We start from the raw sequence: 15,731 nt of genomic DNA, 5'->3' as shown, positions 1-15,731 counted from the left end.
GCGGCCAGAGCGAAGGAGCTGAACTGCACGTGACCGCGATCGGAATCCTCTACCCCGGACACTCCGCCGAGGACGACTATCCCCGTATCGAGCAGTTGCTCGGCAGTGACATCAGGCTGCCCCTGGTGCACACCGACATCGGCGAGGACGCCCACCGGGTCGACGCCCTGCTCGAAATGGGCTCCGCGGACCGGCTCGCCGCGGGCGTGGAGGAGCTGCGCCTCGCGGGCGCCGAGGCGGTGGTCTGGGCCTGCACCAGCGGCAGCTTCGTCTACGGCTGGGACGGCGCCCACGAGCAGGTCCGCAAGCTGGCCCTCTCGGCCGGGCTGCCCGCCTCCAGCACCTCCTTCGCCTTCGCCCACGCGGTACGCGAACTGGGGGTGAAGCGGGTCGCGGTCGCCGCCACCTACCCCGAGGACGTCGCAGGACTCTTCTCCGACTTCCTCAAGGCGGCCGGCGCCGACGTCCTCTCGGTACGCGGCAGCGGCATCATCACCGCCGCCGAGGTCGGCACCTGGCAGTGGCCGGAGGTCCTGGAGATGGCCCGCGCGGGCGACCACCCCGACGCCGAGGCGGTCCTCCTCCCGGACACCGCCCTGCACACCGCCGCCTACGTCCGCGACCTGGAGACCGAACTAGGCAAGCCCGTCCTCACCGCCAACCAGGTCACCACCTGGGAAGCCCTCCGCCTCGCCGACCGCCGCGTCAACGCCCCTGAACTGGGGCGCCTGTTCACCCGCGAACCGGTGGTCCAGATGCCGGGCTGAGCCCATCTGCTCGGCATCAACCGCGCGTGGATACGACTACGGGCCGCTCCGGGAGACCGGGGCGGCCCGTAGTCGTGTTCGCTTGCGTACGGGGTCAGTCGGCGGCTGCGTGCTCGATGAACCGGGCCCAGGCGCGGGGGCTCACCGAGAAGGGCGGACGCTCGGCGTCCTTGGAATCACGTACGTGGACGGAGAGTTGGGCGACGGCGACCTCGACGCAGTCGTCGCCTTGGGTGCCGCTGTAACTGGACTTGTGCCAGTGGAGGTGGGTCACGGGGTGCATGGCACTCCTCGCGTGAGAGTCAGCTGACGGCGGTGTGCTCGACGAACTGGGCCCAGGCCTCGGGTGCGACCGCGAAGGCCGGGCGGGTGGTGTCCTTGGAGTCACGGACATGGACGGCGTGGGCGGTGAGGGCCACCTCGACGCAGCTGTCGCCCTGGGTGCCGCTGTAGCTGGACTTGAACCAGGCGAGTTCCGTGTGGTTCATAGCGCTCCTCGTAGTCGCTCCAACAGGTCCCGTGACTTCTGGGTGTTGAGGGCCTGCGAGCGCAGTGTGTCATACCGCTGCTGGAGGAGAGCGACCTCTTTCCGGTCGGTGATCAGACGCCCGTTCTGCTGCCCTTCTGCGTAGCCGTACCTCTTGCCATCAGGCGTTTCAAGAAGCTGAAGTGGTCCATCCAGACAAGCGTGGGACTCGGCCTCCAGCGGCATGACTTGAAGCGTCACATTGCGCATTTCGGAGACCGTCAGCATGTGGCCCAGTTGCTCACGCATCACGACCGGCCCGCCGAGCCGCCGCCGCAGCACCGCCTCCTCGACGATGAAGCTGAAGGGCACATTGGGCCGGTGCCGAAGCAGGCCCTGCCGCTCCAGTCGAGCCGCGACCTGCGTCTCCAACTGCTCGTCGGAGAGCGGCGGAACGCTGTTGTCGAAGGTCGCCCGCGTATACGGCTCCCCCTGCAACAGGCCCGGCACCAGCCTGCATTCGTACGTGCTGAGGCTGATGGCCTTCTTCTCCAACGAGGCCCACTTCCGGAACCAGGCGGCGAGGCCGGGCTTGTTCCGTGTCAGGAACCCGAAGGCCTTCCGTAAGGCCCCCGTATTACCCGTGAGCCACTCCGCCCGCTCGACCAAGTCCTCATCCGGCATCCGGCGCCCCAACTCCACCGATTCCACGGTGTGCTTGGAGAACCTGACGAGCTTGGCGAACTCGGCCCGGCTCAGCCCCGCGTGCTCCCGCAGAGCCTGGAGTACGGCCCCGAAAGTGCGCAGACTGTCCGAAGGACTGGGCTCCCGCTCATCCCGCCCATCCCGGTCCGTGGGCTGATCCCACTCCTGTTCGCCGCCCTCGGGCGGTTCGGGGATCTCGGGCATGCGGCCACCTCCGGGTGCGTACGGTGAACTCCGGCTGACTCACCCAGAGTTACCCCGGACGGCGGCGTACCGTCCACCTTTTGTGTCCGTACGCTGACCCACCGTACGGGGTTCCTCCCTGGTGAACGCGCCCCCGCGCCCCCCACCGTGGACCCCATGGACTCCGTGACCTCCCAACTCCCCGTCACCGTACGCATGTTCCATCAGCTCTTCCCGGCGACCCGGCTCGGGGTACGCAGGGCCCGGCTGCTGGCGGACGGTCAGCTCGCCCACTGGGGGCTCGCCCAGGACACCGCCGAGCGCGCCCGCCAGATCATCGCCGAACTCGCCGCCAACGCCGTCCAGCACGGCCGCCTCCCCGGCCGCGACTTCCGGCTCGCCCTCGGCTACGCGGCCCCTGCACCGGGGGCACGCTCCACCGCCCTGCCCGGCGAACTCCGCATCGAGGTGACCGACGCCCGCGGCGAACGCCACCCCGACTTCCCGTCCTCCACCCCCACCCCGGACGCCGAATCCGGCCGCGGCCTCCTCCTGGTGGCCACCTTCGCCGACCGCTGGGGAGTCGAGGCCTACCCACCGAGCGGAAAAACGGTGTGGGCGGAGGTGGACGTCCATCCGGCCCCCGGCGACCACTGAGCCCTTTCCCATCCTGCGGTGGGTAGACGTGAAGATGTTGATCGCTTCGCGTGCTCAAGCGCCGGAGTAAAGCCGATCAGGGCTGGTCTTCTCGTTGTTCTGGCGAGCCGGTCCGGGCCATGCGGAGGTTCGGCAGCTTGTCTCGCCACAGGTGCCGCTCGCCGGTGGTCTTCGAACCCGTAGTGCTGGTAGAAGTCGATGGCCCGCTCGTTGTAGGCAGTGACCCACAGGCGGATGGGTGCGTCTGTGGCCCAGGTGAGGAATGCCGTCATCAAGTTGCGTCCGATGCTTCGGCCCTGCGCCTGGGGCAGCAGGTACATCGGTCCGAGACTGACCCCTTCGTCGCGGCGCCCGCACAGGAAGCCGATGATCTCGTCCCCCTGGCGCACGACACGGCAGAAGAGATGTGCGGGCTGGCGCTCAGTCTCCTCGATGAACTCCCGCCACTGGGCGATGCCCTCGTTGGTGACCACGTCGCCGCGCTGCGCCCGGATCCATGCCTCGTCGATCCCTGCGTTCTGGTTGGGGTAGGCAGTAGCCAGGCCGCCGGGAGGGTGTGGGCAAGGGCTGGGGCGTCCTCCACTCGGGGGATGTCGATCACGAAATCCACCTGGGCATTGTTCAGCGTGGTCCTTCGGGTTGTCTTGCGATATGCGTCGTCCCACACGCTTGCGGAGCCACTTCCCGCTTCAGGCTGGGTCGAGATGAAGGGTGAGGATCGTCGTAGCGGTAGCTCGCGCTGCGGTCGACGCCGGGCTGGTTCTCGCGGTCCACCCGGGAGTTGGCGAGGCGCTGGGTGCCGAACTCGTAGGTGTTGGTGACCTGGGTCTTCAGCCCCGATTCACCGGCCGTCATGGTCAGTTGCAGCGGTTTGCCCGTCAGGCTGCTCGGTGCGCAGGGAGGTGACCTCCACCGGTTCACCGGTGGAGGCGGCCCGGGCGAGGGCGGCCTCCGTGCTCGTCCGGGCGGACGGACCGGGTGCGGCGGCGGAGGGGGCGCCGGTGATCGGCTCGACTCCCGCTGGGGGTAAGCGATTTCCGCTCGGGGTGGAGGGGTGCGAGGAGGCGGACCCGGCTCCTCACGGCGGTCTGCTCAGGCCTCTTTCGGCCAGTTCTCCAGGGTTGTGTGCAGTGCCTGCACGGTGCGGTTCCAGGAGGCCTCGACCGGGCGGGTGGCGTTGAAGCCGCCGCTCGACTCCAGGGTGACGAAGCCGTGGAGGGTGCTGCGCAGCAGGCGTACGGCGTCGGTGAGGTCCGGCTCGGTCAGGCCGTAGGAGCGGAGCATCGCGTAGGTCAGCTCGATCTTGGTGAGCGGGCCGGGGTGGGCGGCGAGGACCTCGGGGTCGACCGGGAGCTGGGTGGCGGCGTAGCGGCCGGGGTGGCTGAGCGCGTAGTCGCGATAGGCGTGGGCGAAGGCGGTCAGGGCCGCCCTGCCGGAGCGGCCGGCGAGGGCGTCGCCGACGGTCTCGGCGAGTTCGGTGCCCGCGAGGACGGCGATACGGGTGCGCAGCTCGGCGAGGTTGCGCACGTGCGAGTAGAGGCTCGCGTCCTTCACGCCGAAGTGGCGGGCCAGGGCCGAGAAGGTCAGCTTGTCGAAGCCGCGCTCGTCGGCGAGGTCCGCGGCGGCGAGGGTGAGGCGTTCCGCGGTGATTCCCGCCCTGGGCACAGTCGTTCTCCTCGCTCGGTCCGGGTCGTGGCCCGGTGGGTCCGGGTGGCGGCCGGGCCCCGGGATCGGGCCGGGCTCCGGGTACGGTACCCAGACCCCGAGGAACCTAATTGCTTTAACCATTTGCCTAGTATGCCTAGGGAGAGTTAGCTTCCGAGGCATGAGACCGCTCACCGAGAAGGAAATCCGCGCCTCGTTCGTCAACTGCACCAAGGGCGAGGCCACCCGTATGACGCTGCCGCGGGACCTGGCCGAGCAGCCCTGGGAGGACCTGGACTTCCTCGGCTGGCGCGATCCGGCGGCCCCCGAGCGCTGCTGCCTGGTCGCCGAACGCGAGGGCAGGCTGACCGGGGTGATGCTGCGCTACCCGGCGCGGGCCCGCGGGCAGCACCGCCGCAGCATGTGCACCCTGTGCCTGACCACCCACCCCACCGGCGGCGTCTCCCTGATGACCGCGGCCAAGGCGGGCAAGGCCGGGCGCGAGGGCAACTCGGCCGGGCTGTACATCTGCACCGACCTGGCCTGCTCGCTCTATCTGCGCGGCAAGAAGATCCCGGCCGCGGGCGGCGAGCGCTTCGAGGAGTCGCTCAGCCTGGAGGAACAGATCCGGCGGACCATGACCAATCTGTCCGCCTTCCTCGACCGGCTCGCCGCCTGATCTCCGACGGGCCGCCTGATCTTCCGACGGTCGGGGCCCCGGCGGCCGGTGCCGGGCGGCGGCCCGAGCGGGACACCGGATGGAATAACCACGGATCCGGCCCTGTTCGCCTGCTCACGGGGTGTGCGCGCCCACCGCAGGCGTGCGCTTCCGGCCGCACCGGCATCCGTACGGACGACTCCCTCGGGGGGACCGCTTCCGTACGGTGGCCGCCCCTGCGGCCGGACACGGCACCGGGGCGCGCGAGGCCACCGGGGCCGGACACGGCAACGGCACAGGAGGCACCGCAGTGGGCGAGACGGACGCGGCCAGGGACGAGATCCGCGGCCAAGTGGCGGGGACGGCGCCGGTGCCGTTGTCGGTGCTGGATCTGGTGGCCGTCGGCGCCGGGTACACCGCGAGCGATTCGCTGGCCACCAGCGTGCGCCTCGCCGAGCTGGCCGAGCGGCGCGGCTACCACCGCTACTGGGTGGCCGAGCACCACTCCATGCCCGCCGTGGCCTCCTCCTCACCGGCGGTCATCCTGGCCCGGCTGACCGCGCACACCTCCCGCATCCGGCTCGGCTCCGGCGGGGTGATGCTGCCCAACCACGCGCCGCTGGCCGTCGCCGAGCAGTTCGGCACCCTTGAGGCGCTGGCGCCCGGCCGGGTCGACCTCGGCCTCGGGCGGGCGCCCGGCACCGACGGGGCGACCGCCGCCGCGCTGCGCCGGACCACCCAACTCCGGGAAGGCGCCGACGACTTCCCCGAGCAGCTCGCCGAACTCACCCGCTTCCTCGACGACGACTTCCCGGACGGCCACCCGTACACCCGCATCCACGCGGTGCCCGGGCCGGTCCAGGGCAGTGCGCCGGGCGGGGTGCAGTCCGCGGCCCGGCCGTCCATCTGGCTGCTCGGCTCCTCCGGCTTCAGCGCCCGCCTGGCCGGTGTGCTCGGGCTGCCCTTCGCCTTCGCCCACCACTTCGCGGCGGGCAACACCCTCCCCGCGCTCGACCTGTACCACCAGTCCTTCCGGCCCTCGGCGGTGCTCGACTCCCCGTACGCCCTGATCGGTGTCTCCACCCTGGCCGCCGACGACGAGGAGACGGCGGCCCGCGAATTCCGGGCGGCGGCGCTGAACATGGTCCATCTGCGCACCGGGCGGCCCGGGTTGATCCCCACGCCGGAGACGGCGGCCGCCTATCAGTTCAGCCCCATGGAGCAGGAGGTCGTCGCCAGCTGGCAGTCCAACGTCCTGCACGGCACCGCCGACCTGGTCCGCTCGGAGCTCGACGACCTCCAGAAGCGCACCGGCGCCGACGAGTTGATGCTCTCCACCGTCGGCCACAGCCTCGCGACCCGGTTGCGCTCCTTCGACCTCATCGCGGACGCCTACGGGATGCCGGACGCGTAGGGGAGTACGGGGAGGTGTGGCCCTGGGCTCAAGTCCGGGGCGGGGAAGGTGAGTTCAGCAGTGCGGTGATGTGCTCCGGTGGCACCGGGCGGGAGTAGAGCCAGCCCTGGCCGGTGTCGCAGCCGATCTCGCGCAGCCGCGCCGCCTGCCCGGCGGTCTCCACGCACTCGGCGGTGACGGTGAGCCCGAGCCGGTGCGCGAGCTGCACCACGGCCTCCACGATCACCTCGTCGGCGGGGCTGCGCGCGCCCGCCGCCTCCCCCGGCTCAGCCGCCGACTCCCCCTGGCGGAAGGCCCGTACGAAGGAGCCGTCCAGTTTCAGCGCGGAGACCGGCAGGCGGCTGAGGTAGGCGAGGCTGGAGTAGCCGGTGCCGAAGTCGTCGATGGCGATGCGCACCCCGCGCTCCTTCAGCTCCCGCAGGGTCTCCAGGGGGCGGCCGGAGGAACCCATCACCGCGGACTCGGTCAGCTCCAACTGGAGCAGCCCGGGCGGGAGTCCGGTCTCCCGCAGCACCTCCCCGACATCCGCCACCAGATCCGAATCCCACAGCTGACGCACCGCCACATTGACGCTGACGTACGGGACTTGGTCCTCCGGATGGGCCAACTGCCAGGCGCGGGCCTGGGCACAGGCGGTACGGAGCACCCAGCGGCCCAGCGGGACGATCGAACCGTCCTCCTCCGCAAGGGAGATGAACCGATTCGGCGGCAGCAGCCCGTACTGCGGGTGCTGCCAGCGCACCAGGGCCTCCACCCCGTGCAGCCTGCCGTCGCCGAGGCCGACCAGCGGCTGGTACTCCAGGACGAACTCCCCGCGTTCCACCGCCGGACGCAGCGCCGAGGACAGGGCCTGCCGGGTCACCCGGTGGGCGTTGCGCTCCGGGTCGAAGAGGGTCCAGCGGGATCTGCCGTCGGCCTTCGCCCAGTACAGCGTGGTGTCCGCGGCCTGCATCAGCGCGGTGGCGGTGGTCCCCTCGACCGGGCGCTCGACCACCCCGATGGAGGCCGAGACCGCGAGCCGCTCCCCGGCCAGGTCGAAGGGCTCCCGCACCGCGGCGAGCACCGCGCGGGCGAGGTCGGCCAGCTGCTCGGTCCCGGTGGAGTCCTCGACGAGCAGGGCGAATTCGTCCCCGCCGAGCCGCGCCACCAGGGGGGTACCGCCCCGCGCCGAGCCGGTGCGGTCCGCGCAGCGGGTGAGGCGCTCGGCGACCGCGGTGAGCAACTGGTCGCCGAGGCGGTGGCCGAGGGTGTCGTTGATCGCCTTGAAGCCGTCGAGGTCCAGATAGCACAGGCCGATCCGCCCGGTGCCGCCGCGGGCGCCCGACTCCAGGGCGGCGGTGACCCGTTCGAAGAAGAGGGCGCGATTGGGCAGCAGGGTCACCGGGTCGTGCCGCTGCAGATGCCGCAGCCGGGCCTGGAGATCGCGGCGGGCGCTGATGTCGGTGACCGAGACCAGGGCGGCGCCGCGTTCCCCGCCCCCGCTCAGCGGCGCGACGCTGACCTGCGCCCAGAGCGAGTTCCCGTCCGGGTGCTTGAGGTGCCGGGTGCAGCGCAGCCGCGGCCGGGTCCCGCGCAGCACCTCGCGGTAGGCCGCCCAGGTCTCCTGGTCCGAGGCGAGGTCCAGGAGGTCGGCCGCGAGCAGGGGGGCCGGGCCGGGCGGGGGTTCCTCGGCGCCGGTCGGGGACGGGTCCGCTCCGGTGCGGGATTCATCGGCCCGGGTGGGGGATGTGCCGGTCCGGGTGGGGGATCCCTCGGCCCCGGTGCGGGATCCGTCAGCCCGGGAGTGGGATCCGTCGGTGCCGAAGAGCGAGTGGAAGGCCTCGTTCGCGTCGATCACGGTGCCCTCGCGGTCCACGACGGCGAGGGCGAGGGGCGCGGCGGCGAAGGCGGCGTGGTGCGGGACGCGGCGGGAGTCCGGGCGGCGGGCCGGGGCGGCCGGGAGGGCGGGGGGCGTGGCGGTGGGGGAGCGGTCGGGCTCACTCTCCGTGAAGGTCGCGCGCGCCTGATCGGCCGTCGAGGCGGGTCCTTCGGAGGTTCCGCTCACCGCTCGCTCCCGCAGTGCTGTCGTACTCGGATCGGATCCGGCCGTCGTACCCGGGTCGGTCCCGGCGGTGGGGCCGGTTGCCGGTTCGGTTGCGGGTTCCGGATCTTTGGGCCGGGGTTTTGGTCCGCCGTGGATTCCGGGGCGGGCTCGGTCAGTTCGCATGCGCGCGCTCCGGTCCGGGCACGGGGCCCGCACGCCGCCGGGAAAGTGTGCCGATCATAGTGGCTGCTCACCGGGCCCTTCCAGCCGCGACCCGCGGCATGTGCCACCGGTACACGCCCGGCTCGCGCGTCGACCCGACCGCTTCCGCATCGGCGTCCGGCCCTTCTGTCTCGGTTCCGTTCCCGCCCGCCCTTGCTGTCCTGCTTCGGGCGGCGAGGCTCCCTCCTCCGCTTCCGTCCCTTCGCTCCTTCCGCTTCCCGGTCGTTCGTTCCTCTTCCGGCCTGATCCCCCTGCTTCCGTACGTGCGCGGGAGCGGATCGGTTGCCGCTCCCGAATGACCGTCAGTGACCGTCTGGCGGTGGGGGGTCGGGCGGACGGGTGCTCACCCGGCCGGGCTCAATGAACAGGACAAATCACATGAAATGACAACAGTCTGGGTGCGCTGACCCGAATTCCGCACCCGGAGGTCGACGTGCCGCGTCCGCTCCCCGTCCGGCGGCTCACCCGGGGGGAGTGGCCCCGGCTGCGCAGCGCCGCCGCCGCTGCCACCTCGCTGAGCGCGCTCGCGGCCACCTCCCTGGTGGCCGGTCCCGCCGTCGCCGCGACCGGCGCCGGGCTGTGCCAGCTCACCCGTACGGCGGCCCACCACTCAGAGGGCGTCGACACCTGGAACAGCGCCTACCCGCGGCCGCGGCGCACTCTCGACGCGGTGATGGTCTTCCTCTCCTTCCCCGACTCGGGCCGCCTGCACAGCACCCGCGCCCTGGCCGCCGACCACTTCCCCGCCACCAGCACCTTCTTCGCGCGCGCCTCCTACGGGCAGTTCCGGCTGCGCGCGCACCCGCAGCACCGCTGGATCCGGATGCCGAAGCCGTCCACCGACTACGAGGTGCGCCGGGACTGGAACCCCGAGAAGCGGGGCGCCTATCTGCGCGACGCCCTCAAGGCGAGCGATCCGCGGGTGGACTTCTCCCGGTATGACGTCGTCTACTTCGTGGCCGACCCGGAGGCGCCCGGAGTGGACTCGGATGCGACAAAAGTCGTCAACTTCGCTCGTCCGCTGCGCGCCGACGGTACGGATCTGCGCCGGGTCGTGACCGTTTTCGAGCGCCATCCGCCGGACCGCAATGTCCTCGCCCATGAGACCGGCCATGTCTTCGACCTGCCCGACCTCTACCACCGCCCGGCGGACGGCAAGGGCGACTGGGACACGTATGTCGGCGACTGGGACCTGATGGGCAGCCAGTTCGGCCTGGCCCCCGACTTCTTCGCCTGGCACAAATGGCGCTTCGGCTGGCTCAAGGACGACCAGGTCGCCTGCGTCCACGGCACCCAGCGCCTCGCCCTGGAACCGGTCTCCCGCGCGCCCGCCCCCGAGCAACCCCGCTGGCGGCCGAGGCCCCAGCCGCTGATCGGCCGCGACTCCCCGGCGACGACCGCGGGCCCGGCCCCCGCCGAAGGCGCTCCGGCCGGGCTGCTCCCCGGCAGGAGCGGGCCCCCGGTCCGCAAGCTCGCCGTCGTGCGCACCGGCCGGGAGAGCGCCCTCGCCGTCGAGGCCCGCAGCCGCACCGGCAACGACCACACCACCTGCACCGAGGGCGTACTGCTCTACCGGGTACGGGTCCGCACCGCCTCCGGTGAGGGCCCGGTGGAGGTGGTCGACACCCACCCGCGTACCGAGGCCTGCTGGGGCGAGTCGGTCTACCCGCCGCTCGCGGACGCGCCGCTGCGGACGGGCGAGAGCTTCAAGGTGCCGGGCGAACCGGTGCGGATCTCGGTGGAGGGCCGCACGGGCGCGGGCGACTGGAAGGTGCGGATCCAGCCCGGCTGAGCGTACGGATCCGATCCGGCTGAGCCCTACGGATGCGGCCCGGCCGACCCGGGTGCCGTACTACCGGGCGGCGGACTGGTGAGGGGCGCAGGCGAGAGGCCCGCGCTGCGGGAGCATGCGAAAAGCCCCCCGCTGCTGCGAGGGGCTTCCCACCGTCTGTGCGCCGCCAGGGACTCGAACCCCGGACCCGCTGATTAAGAGTCAGCTGCTCTAACCAACTGAGCTAGCGGCGCCTGCTGACGTCGTAGACCTTAGCATCCGCTCCGGTGCGGGGAAAAATCGACAACCCCGTCCCCGCCGAGGCCTCCCGCCTGCCCCGATGCGCCCCGCGCGGGTCGGGAGCGGGCCGCCCGTACGCAGGCCCACAGCAGTACCTCGGCGCCGGGCAGCCGGGGCCGCCGGCACTCCGGGGCGACCAGCCAGCGGGAGTCGGGGCGGGCCCCGGCGCGGGTCGCGGTCCCGGGGGTGAGGGCGGCGGCCGGCGGCGGCACCGTCACCGCGTCCCCGGTGCCGTGGCACAGCAGCGGCGGCACCCCGGGGTGGCGGCCCGCCGAGCCCCACTCCTCCCAGTGCAGCAGCGAGGGCAGCCGGGCGGCGGTGCCCGGGGAGGCGAAGAGCAGGACCCGGCCGTGGTGGGCCGCGACCGGGCCCGGGCCGCCGGAGCCCGCCGCCCAGAGCTGGTCGAGCATCCGGCGGCCGAAGACGGCGGGGGCGTTCACCACGTCGAAGACCGGACCGCAGGAGAGCACCACGGGGGTGGCGGGGTGCTCCCGCCACAGGGCGAGGGTGCTGCGCGGGTGCGCCGAGGCGGAGGCCAGCCAGGCGGCGCCCTCGGCACGGGCGGCCGCCTCTGCGGAGCCCTCCGCGTCCCAGGGGGTGAGGCCGCTCCCGCCGAAGTCCTCGCAGCCGTAGGGCGCGTAGTCGTGCACGCCCAGATCGCCGAGGTCGCCGAGGCCGCCGAAGAGCGGGTGCGGCGGGCGGTCGGCCGCCGCGGGCAGCGGGCGGGGCTCCCCTTCCGCGGGCAGGACGGTACGGGGCTCGGAGGAGGTCGTCCCCGGGGACGCGGTCGCGGGATGCCGAGTGCTGCTCATACGGAATATGTGTACTCGCAGTGAGTGCGCGATTCCCGTGAGTTGAGGGAAAGCCGGACAGGAAGACCCGGACCGGAGTATCTTGCGCCTGCGCCTCAGGCATATGCCCTCACGGTGTGTGCCCTCCGGTGGGGGCCCGCACGGAAGCCGCGGGCCCGCGGATCTCACCCCGTGCGCCGCAGGACCAGGCAGACGAAGCCGAAGCAGTCCCGGTAGGTGCGCAGCCACTCCTCGCGGTGGAGTTCCGCCGCCTCGCGGACCTGGCCGCTGTCCGGGTGCTCCGGGTGGTCCAGGGCCCAGGCGGCGAGGGAACCGGTCCAGGACCACTCGTAGGCGTCGCGTTCCCGCCGGGTGCTGGTGTGGCCGTGCACCGGGGTCCAGCCCGCGGCGCCGACCGCGGCCACCGTGTCCGCCAAGTCCCGCAGCTCACCCAGGAGTTCGACGGCCGCCGGGGAGGGCGTGCGCTCCCAGTACCCCTCGCCGAGGAGGACCGCGCCGCCGGGGGCCAGGTGGGCGCGGGCGGCTTCGAGGGTGGGCAGCAGTCCGCCGTGGGCATGGCTCGCGCCGACGGTGAGCACGAGGTCGTACGGGTGCGGTGAACGGAATTCCGCGGCGTCCTGCCGATGGAGTGCGAGGCGGTCGCCGAGGCCGAGCCGCTCGGCCTCGGTGCGGGCCGTGCGCAGCGCGCTCTCGGAGAGGTCGACGCCGGTGGCCCGCAGCCCGGGGTGCGCGGCCAGCGCGCGCAGCAGCCAGGCGGCGGAGCCGCAGCCGAGGTCGAGCGCGCGGCCCTCCCCGTCCGGCAGGGCGGCCCGCAGCAGCTCGTCCGCGGCGGCCTCGTCCACCGGGGCGCTGATCGGGTGGCGGCGGTGGGCGAGGGTGGAGAGCTCCTGTCGGTTCACGGGCGCAGCGTGCCAGTACGGGGGCGGGGCGCGCACCTCATTTCGGGGCCCGGGCGGCGCGCGTCGCCCGGGGAGCCCGAACGGCCCGACCGGCGGCCGGAATTGCCCCCCGCCGGGCCGCCGGGGCCCGTACGCCCGGGCCGGGCGACCCGCAGGGAGGGGGTGGGCTTCCCAAGCGGAGCGAGGGTAATTAAGGTAAGCCTCACCTAAGTCGAAGGTGGGAGCGCAGCGCATGACTTCTGTGGACCGCAGTGCGGAACCCAAGCCCGCGGAACCGACCCCGGCCGAGCGGGCACGCTCGGTGCTCGCGGCGGCCGGTTCCCTGACCGTCACCACCCACGGCCACCGGGTCGAACTGGTCGGTCTGCACTCCGTCGACGCGGAGGGCGGCCTCACCCTGCACGACCCGCCGGACAGCCACCTGGTGGCCGAGGTGCGGGCCGCGCCCCGGACCAGCCTGCCCGCGGTGATGGAGTTCACCGACATCGCCCCCAGCGTCGTACGCGACCGGGTCCGGGCCCGGCTCACCCTCGCGGGAAGCCTCGCCCCCGGCGCCGAGGAGGGCGTCCTCTCCTTCACGCTCGCCCGGGCCTGCCTGGAGGAGCACAACCGCCCGTACACCGTGGAGCCCGCCGAACTCGCCGCCGCCGAGCCCGATCCGCTGGCGACCTTCGAGGCGGACATGCTCGGCCACCTCGACACCGCGCACGCCGACGCCGTCGAACTGCTCTCCCGGCTGCTGCCGGTGAAGAAGCTCCTCGGGGTGGTGCGGGTGCGTCCGCTGCGCCTGGACCGGTACGGCATCGTGCTGCGCCTCGAACGCTTCCGCGGCAGCTGCGACGCCCGCCTGGTCTTTCCCGAGCCCGCGACCCACGCGGGCGAGGCCGTCGAGCGCCTGCACCTGCTGCTCGACCGCGCCGCGGCCTGCCCGCACCGCCTCGCACCGCGCCGCTGAACACCCTGTCTGCGTACGTCCCCGAGCCGGGCGGGGTCAGGCGGGCGTCCGCTCAGGGGGTGTCCGCCCGCGGCGGCCGGGGCGCGGATAGTCCGGGTCCGCCTCCGGTCCCGGCAGGTCACCGCTGCCCTGCGACCAGTGGTTGACCCAGCCGCAGACCCCGCAGGCATACCGCCCGCCGAGCCCGGACACCTGGGCACCGCAGCCCCGGCACTCGGTGGTGGTGATCTCCGCTCCGCCCTCGTCCATGGGGCTCGACTACCCAGGACGGGGCGGGGCATGGCTCCCGGGACGGAGGTGGTGCGGCGAGAGTGCGTGGCGGGCGTCGCGGGAGATGCCGCGGACGTCCCCTAGCCGAGCGCCTGGTCCCCGAGTCCGCCCTCGCCGCCGCGCTGGAGCCTCCGGCCGAACTCGATCATCTTGCGGGCGTAGTCCTCGGTCCACCCGGCGCGGTCCGCGATGCTCCCGGGGGTGAGGCGGTCGAAGCGGCGGGGGTCGGCGAGCTGGGCGGCGGCCAGGGCCTGGAACTCCATCGAGCGGTCGGTGGCCGCGCGGAAGGCGTGGGTCAGCTCGGTCGCCCGGTCCAGCAGATGGTGCGGGTCCTCGATCGACTCCAGGTCGAAGAAGTGCTCCGGGTCGGACGCCGCCGCTGCCGGTTCGAAGAGCAGCGGTGCGGGTCGCAGCCGCGGCTCGGTCCGGGGCCGCTCGGGCTCCGCCATCATGATCCTCCTCGTACGTTCCTCGGCCCGGGCACGGACCCGCCGCCCGCCACCCCTCGGCGAGCGGACCACCCTCCATTGTCCTGGTCGGCGCAAGAGGGCCGGTTCCCCGGTCCGCGCGAGGGGTCCGGATCCGCCCGCCGCGCCTCAGCCGGGCCGCCACGCCACCCGGTGCTCGCCCAGCTCGGCCAGTACCGCCTGGTTCGCCTCCCAGCCGTCCGGGAACTTCACGCTGACGCCGAGCTGCACCGGCTCCGTCGAGGGGTGGGCGTCCAGGAGTTCGGGCACGCCCGCGCGGCAGACCACGATGCAGGCCTGGCGGTGCCGGGAGGCGAGCACGCACAGGCGGCCGGTCTCCAGGTGGAAGGCGGTGGCGTCGGGCCGCCCGGACAGCGGGTGCAGGACCACCGTGACCTCGTACTCGCGGCCCTGGAGGCGGTTGGCGGTGTCCACCGTGACGCCGCGGACGCCGAGCCGGTCGAGGGCGGCGCGCACCGCGGCGGCCTGGTCGCGGTGGGCGGTGCCGACGGCGATCCGGGCCGCGGTGAGCGGCACCGGCTCCTCGGCCGTCTCCGAACGCGCCCTGCCCTCCCGCTCCAGGAGCCGCGCGACGACCCGGGCCAGGGCGTCCACCGCCTCGGGGTCGGTGCGCGGGGTGCGCGCGGCGGGGAGTTCGAGCAGGCCCCAGCCGGAGCCGGCCGCCTCGTCGATCACCCGGTCCGGGCCCGAACCGTCCGAGGCCACCGCGAAGTCGAGCCCGCGCGCCCCGGGTCCGGTGCCGCTGGTGAACGGTGTGAACGGGTAGAAGGCCCGCGAGACCAGCGGCGCGGCCGAGGCGGGCAGCCGCCAGGAGACCGGCAGCCGCAACTGCGGCAGCTCCGGATTGTGCGCGAGCAGGGTGGAGACCGCGGAGGCGGAGGGGTCGTAGGCGAGGCCCGCCCACTGCTCGGAGCCGACCACCGCGAAGGGGTCCAACTGGCCCGGGTCGCCCACGAACAGGGCCCGCTCGAAGAGCCCGGCCACGGCGAGCAGGGCGTCCGAGCGCATCTGGTAGGCCTCGTCCACGATGGCGTGGCCCCAGGGCTCCTCGGTGCGCACATGCGCCCACTTCGCCGCCGTGGAGAGCACCACGTCGAGCCCGGCCAGATCGCCCGCCTTCGCGGAGGTCCGTACGGCGGGCAGCGCGTCCAGGGCGCGGTCGTACGGTTCGGCCTCGCTGCTGTGCAGCCGTCCGACGCCCAGCTCCGGGTCCTTGGCGGCGAGCCGCAGGACCAGGTCGTCGACCTGCGCGTTGGTCTGCGCGATGACCATCAACGGCCTTCCCGCGGCGGCCAGTTCGCGGGCCGCGCGGACGACGAGGGTGGACTTGCCCGCCCCCGGCGGGGAGTCCACGACCACCCCGCGCGCCTCGCCGTGCAGGGTGTGGTGCAGGATCCGCGCGGTGGCCAGGTCCGCGGCGGCGCCCGGGTCGGCGGCGGCCGGTCCGGCCGGGTCCCGCGGGTCCGGCCCGGGGTCCGGGCGGCCGGTGGTGGGCGC

General features: G+C 73.3%; 17 protein-coding genes and 1 tRNA gene. 6 read left to right on the top strand and 12 right to left on the bottom strand.

From position 1 onward, the window contains the following. Positions 1-29: 29 nt before the first annotated feature. Positions 30-767, top strand: a complete 738-nt coding sequence (locus tag MID12_RS09950; protein ID WP_168534796.1) for a decarboxylase — start codon at positions 30-32, stop codon at positions 765-767. Positions 768-861: 94 nt separating this feature from the next. Here the strand turns inward: MID12_RS09950 and MID12_RS09945 are convergent, their stop codons facing one another. The 3 genes from MID12_RS09945 to MID12_RS09935 are packed head-to-tail and all read right to left on the bottom strand — an operon-like array spanning position 862 to position 2,142. After that, entirely contained in the window at positions 862-1,050 is a 189-nt protein-coding gene (locus MID12_RS09945; protein WP_263166251.1) for a DUF397 domain-containing protein, read from the bottom strand. Positions 1,051-1,069: 19 nt separating this feature from the next. Continuing rightward, the gene (locus MID12_RS09940; protein ID WP_263166250.1) at positions 1,070-1,255 is read right to left on the bottom strand and encodes a DUF397 domain-containing protein; all 186 of its coding nucleotides are present in this window, start codon (positions 1,253-1,255) and stop codon (positions 1,070-1,072) included. After that, positions 1,252-2,142, bottom strand: coding sequence for a helix-turn-helix domain-containing protein (locus MID12_RS09935; RefSeq protein ID WP_263166249.1), 891 nt, complete (start codon positions 2,140-2,142; stop codon positions 1,252-1,254). The genes MID12_RS09940 and MID12_RS09935 overlap by 4 nt, the downstream gene beginning before the upstream one ends. A gap of 156 nt (positions 2,143-2,298) precedes the next feature. Here MID12_RS09935 and MID12_RS09930 point away from each other — a divergent pair, with 156 nt between their 5' ends. Continuing rightward, a complete protein-coding gene (locus MID12_RS09930) occupies positions 2,299-2,778 on the top strand; it encodes an ATP-binding protein (RefSeq protein ID WP_263166247.1) in 480 nt (159 codons plus the stop codon). On the opposite strand, the gene MID12_RS09925 is transcribed toward MID12_RS09930, so the two are convergent. Further along, positions 2,712-3,251 (bottom strand): GNAT family N-acetyltransferase, encoded by a 540-nt coding sequence (locus MID12_RS09925; protein WP_263166246.1) that lies wholly within the window; start codon positions 3,249-3,251, stop codon positions 2,712-2,714. The genes MID12_RS09930 and MID12_RS09925 overlap by 67 nt on opposite strands. A 619-nt stretch (positions 3,252-3,870) precedes the next feature. Continuing rightward, positions 3,871-4,443 carry a TetR/AcrR family transcriptional regulator gene (locus tag MID12_RS09920; RefSeq protein ID WP_040249001.1) on the bottom strand — a complete coding sequence of 191 codons (573 nt, stop codon included), beginning with the start codon at positions 4,441-4,443 and terminating at the stop codon, positions 3,871-3,873. A 160-nt stretch (positions 4,444-4,603) separates the two neighbouring features. Between MID12_RS09920 and MID12_RS09915 the strand changes: the two genes are divergently transcribed. Continuing rightward, positions 4,604-5,101 (top strand): FBP domain-containing protein, encoded by a 498-nt coding sequence (locus MID12_RS09915; protein ID WP_263166243.1) that lies wholly within the window; start codon positions 4,604-4,606, stop codon positions 5,099-5,101. Between the two features lie 289 nt (positions 5,102-5,390). After that, entirely contained in the window at positions 5,391-6,494 is a 1,104-nt protein-coding gene (locus MID12_RS09910) for an LLM class flavin-dependent oxidoreductase (protein WP_040248995.1), read from the top strand. Between the two features lie 28 nt (positions 6,495-6,522). Here MID12_RS09910 and MID12_RS09905 read toward each other — a convergent pair whose 3' ends face one another. Continuing rightward, complete coding sequence (locus MID12_RS09905) at positions 6,523-8,538, bottom strand: putative bifunctional diguanylate cyclase/phosphodiesterase (RefSeq protein WP_263166241.1); 2,016 nt, start codon at positions 8,536-8,538, stop codon at positions 6,523-6,525. 604 nt (positions 8,539-9,142) lie between these two features. Between MID12_RS09905 and MID12_RS09900 the strand changes: the two genes are divergently transcribed. Continuing rightward, positions 9,143-10,531, top strand: a complete 1,389-nt coding sequence (locus MID12_RS09900; protein ID WP_411577051.1) for a M6 family metalloprotease domain-containing protein — start codon at positions 9,143-9,145, stop codon at positions 10,529-10,531. A gap of 159 nt (positions 10,532-10,690) precedes the next feature. Here MID12_RS09900 and MID12_RS09895 read toward each other — a convergent pair. The 3 genes from MID12_RS09895 to MID12_RS09885 form a co-directional block, all read right to left on the bottom strand. After that, positions 10,691-10,764, bottom strand: a tRNA-Lys gene (locus tag MID12_RS09895). Positions 10,765-10,782: 18 nt separating this feature from the next. Beyond that, positions 10,783-11,622, bottom strand: coding sequence for a bifunctional DNA primase/polymerase (locus MID12_RS09890; RefSeq protein ID WP_411576934.1), 840 nt, complete (start codon positions 11,620-11,622; stop codon positions 10,783-10,785). Positions 11,623-11,786: 164 nt separating this feature from the next. Beyond that, positions 11,787-12,521 carry an SAM-dependent methyltransferase gene (locus MID12_RS09885; protein ID WP_263166237.1) on the bottom strand — a complete coding sequence of 245 codons (735 nt, stop codon included), beginning with the start codon at positions 12,519-12,521 and terminating at the stop codon, positions 11,787-11,789. Positions 12,522-12,753: 232 nt separating this feature from the next. Here MID12_RS09885 and MID12_RS09880 point away from each other — a divergent pair, with 232 nt between their 5' ends. After that, positions 12,754-13,476, top strand: coding sequence for a DUF2470 domain-containing protein (locus MID12_RS09880; RefSeq protein ID WP_052482229.1), 723 nt, complete (start codon positions 12,754-12,756; stop codon positions 13,474-13,476). Positions 13,477-13,512: 36 nt separating this feature from the next. On the opposite strand, the gene MID12_RS09875 is transcribed toward MID12_RS09880, so the two are convergent. The 3 genes from MID12_RS09875 to MID12_RS09865 form a co-directional block, all read right to left on the bottom strand. Next, positions 13,513-13,725, bottom strand: coding sequence for a hypothetical protein (locus MID12_RS09875; protein WP_040248982.1), 213 nt, complete (start codon positions 13,723-13,725; stop codon positions 13,513-13,515). Between the two features lie 101 nt (positions 13,726-13,826). Further along, the gene (locus MID12_RS09870) at positions 13,827-14,195 is read right to left on the bottom strand and encodes a hypothetical protein (protein ID WP_168534828.1); all 369 of its coding nucleotides are present in this window, start codon (positions 14,193-14,195) and stop codon (positions 13,827-13,829) included. Positions 14,196-14,342: 147 nt separating this feature from the next. Beyond that, on the bottom strand, positions 14,343-15,644 hold the full coding sequence (locus MID12_RS09865; RefSeq protein WP_263173038.1) for an AAA family ATPase: 1,302 nt from the start codon (positions 15,642-15,644) through the stop codon (positions 14,343-14,345). Between the last annotated feature and the right edge of the window lie 87 nt (positions 15,645-15,731).

The sequence above is a fragment of the Streptomyces sp. SCSIO ZS0520 genome (genome assembly GCF_025643355.1).
In the GTDB taxonomy this organism is placed as follows: Bacteria; Actinomycetota; Actinomycetes; order Streptomycetales; family Streptomycetaceae; genus Streptomyces; species Streptomyces physcomitrii.
Note: the sequence above shows the minus strand (reverse complement) of the source record. Positions and strands in the feature narration are given on the sequence as shown.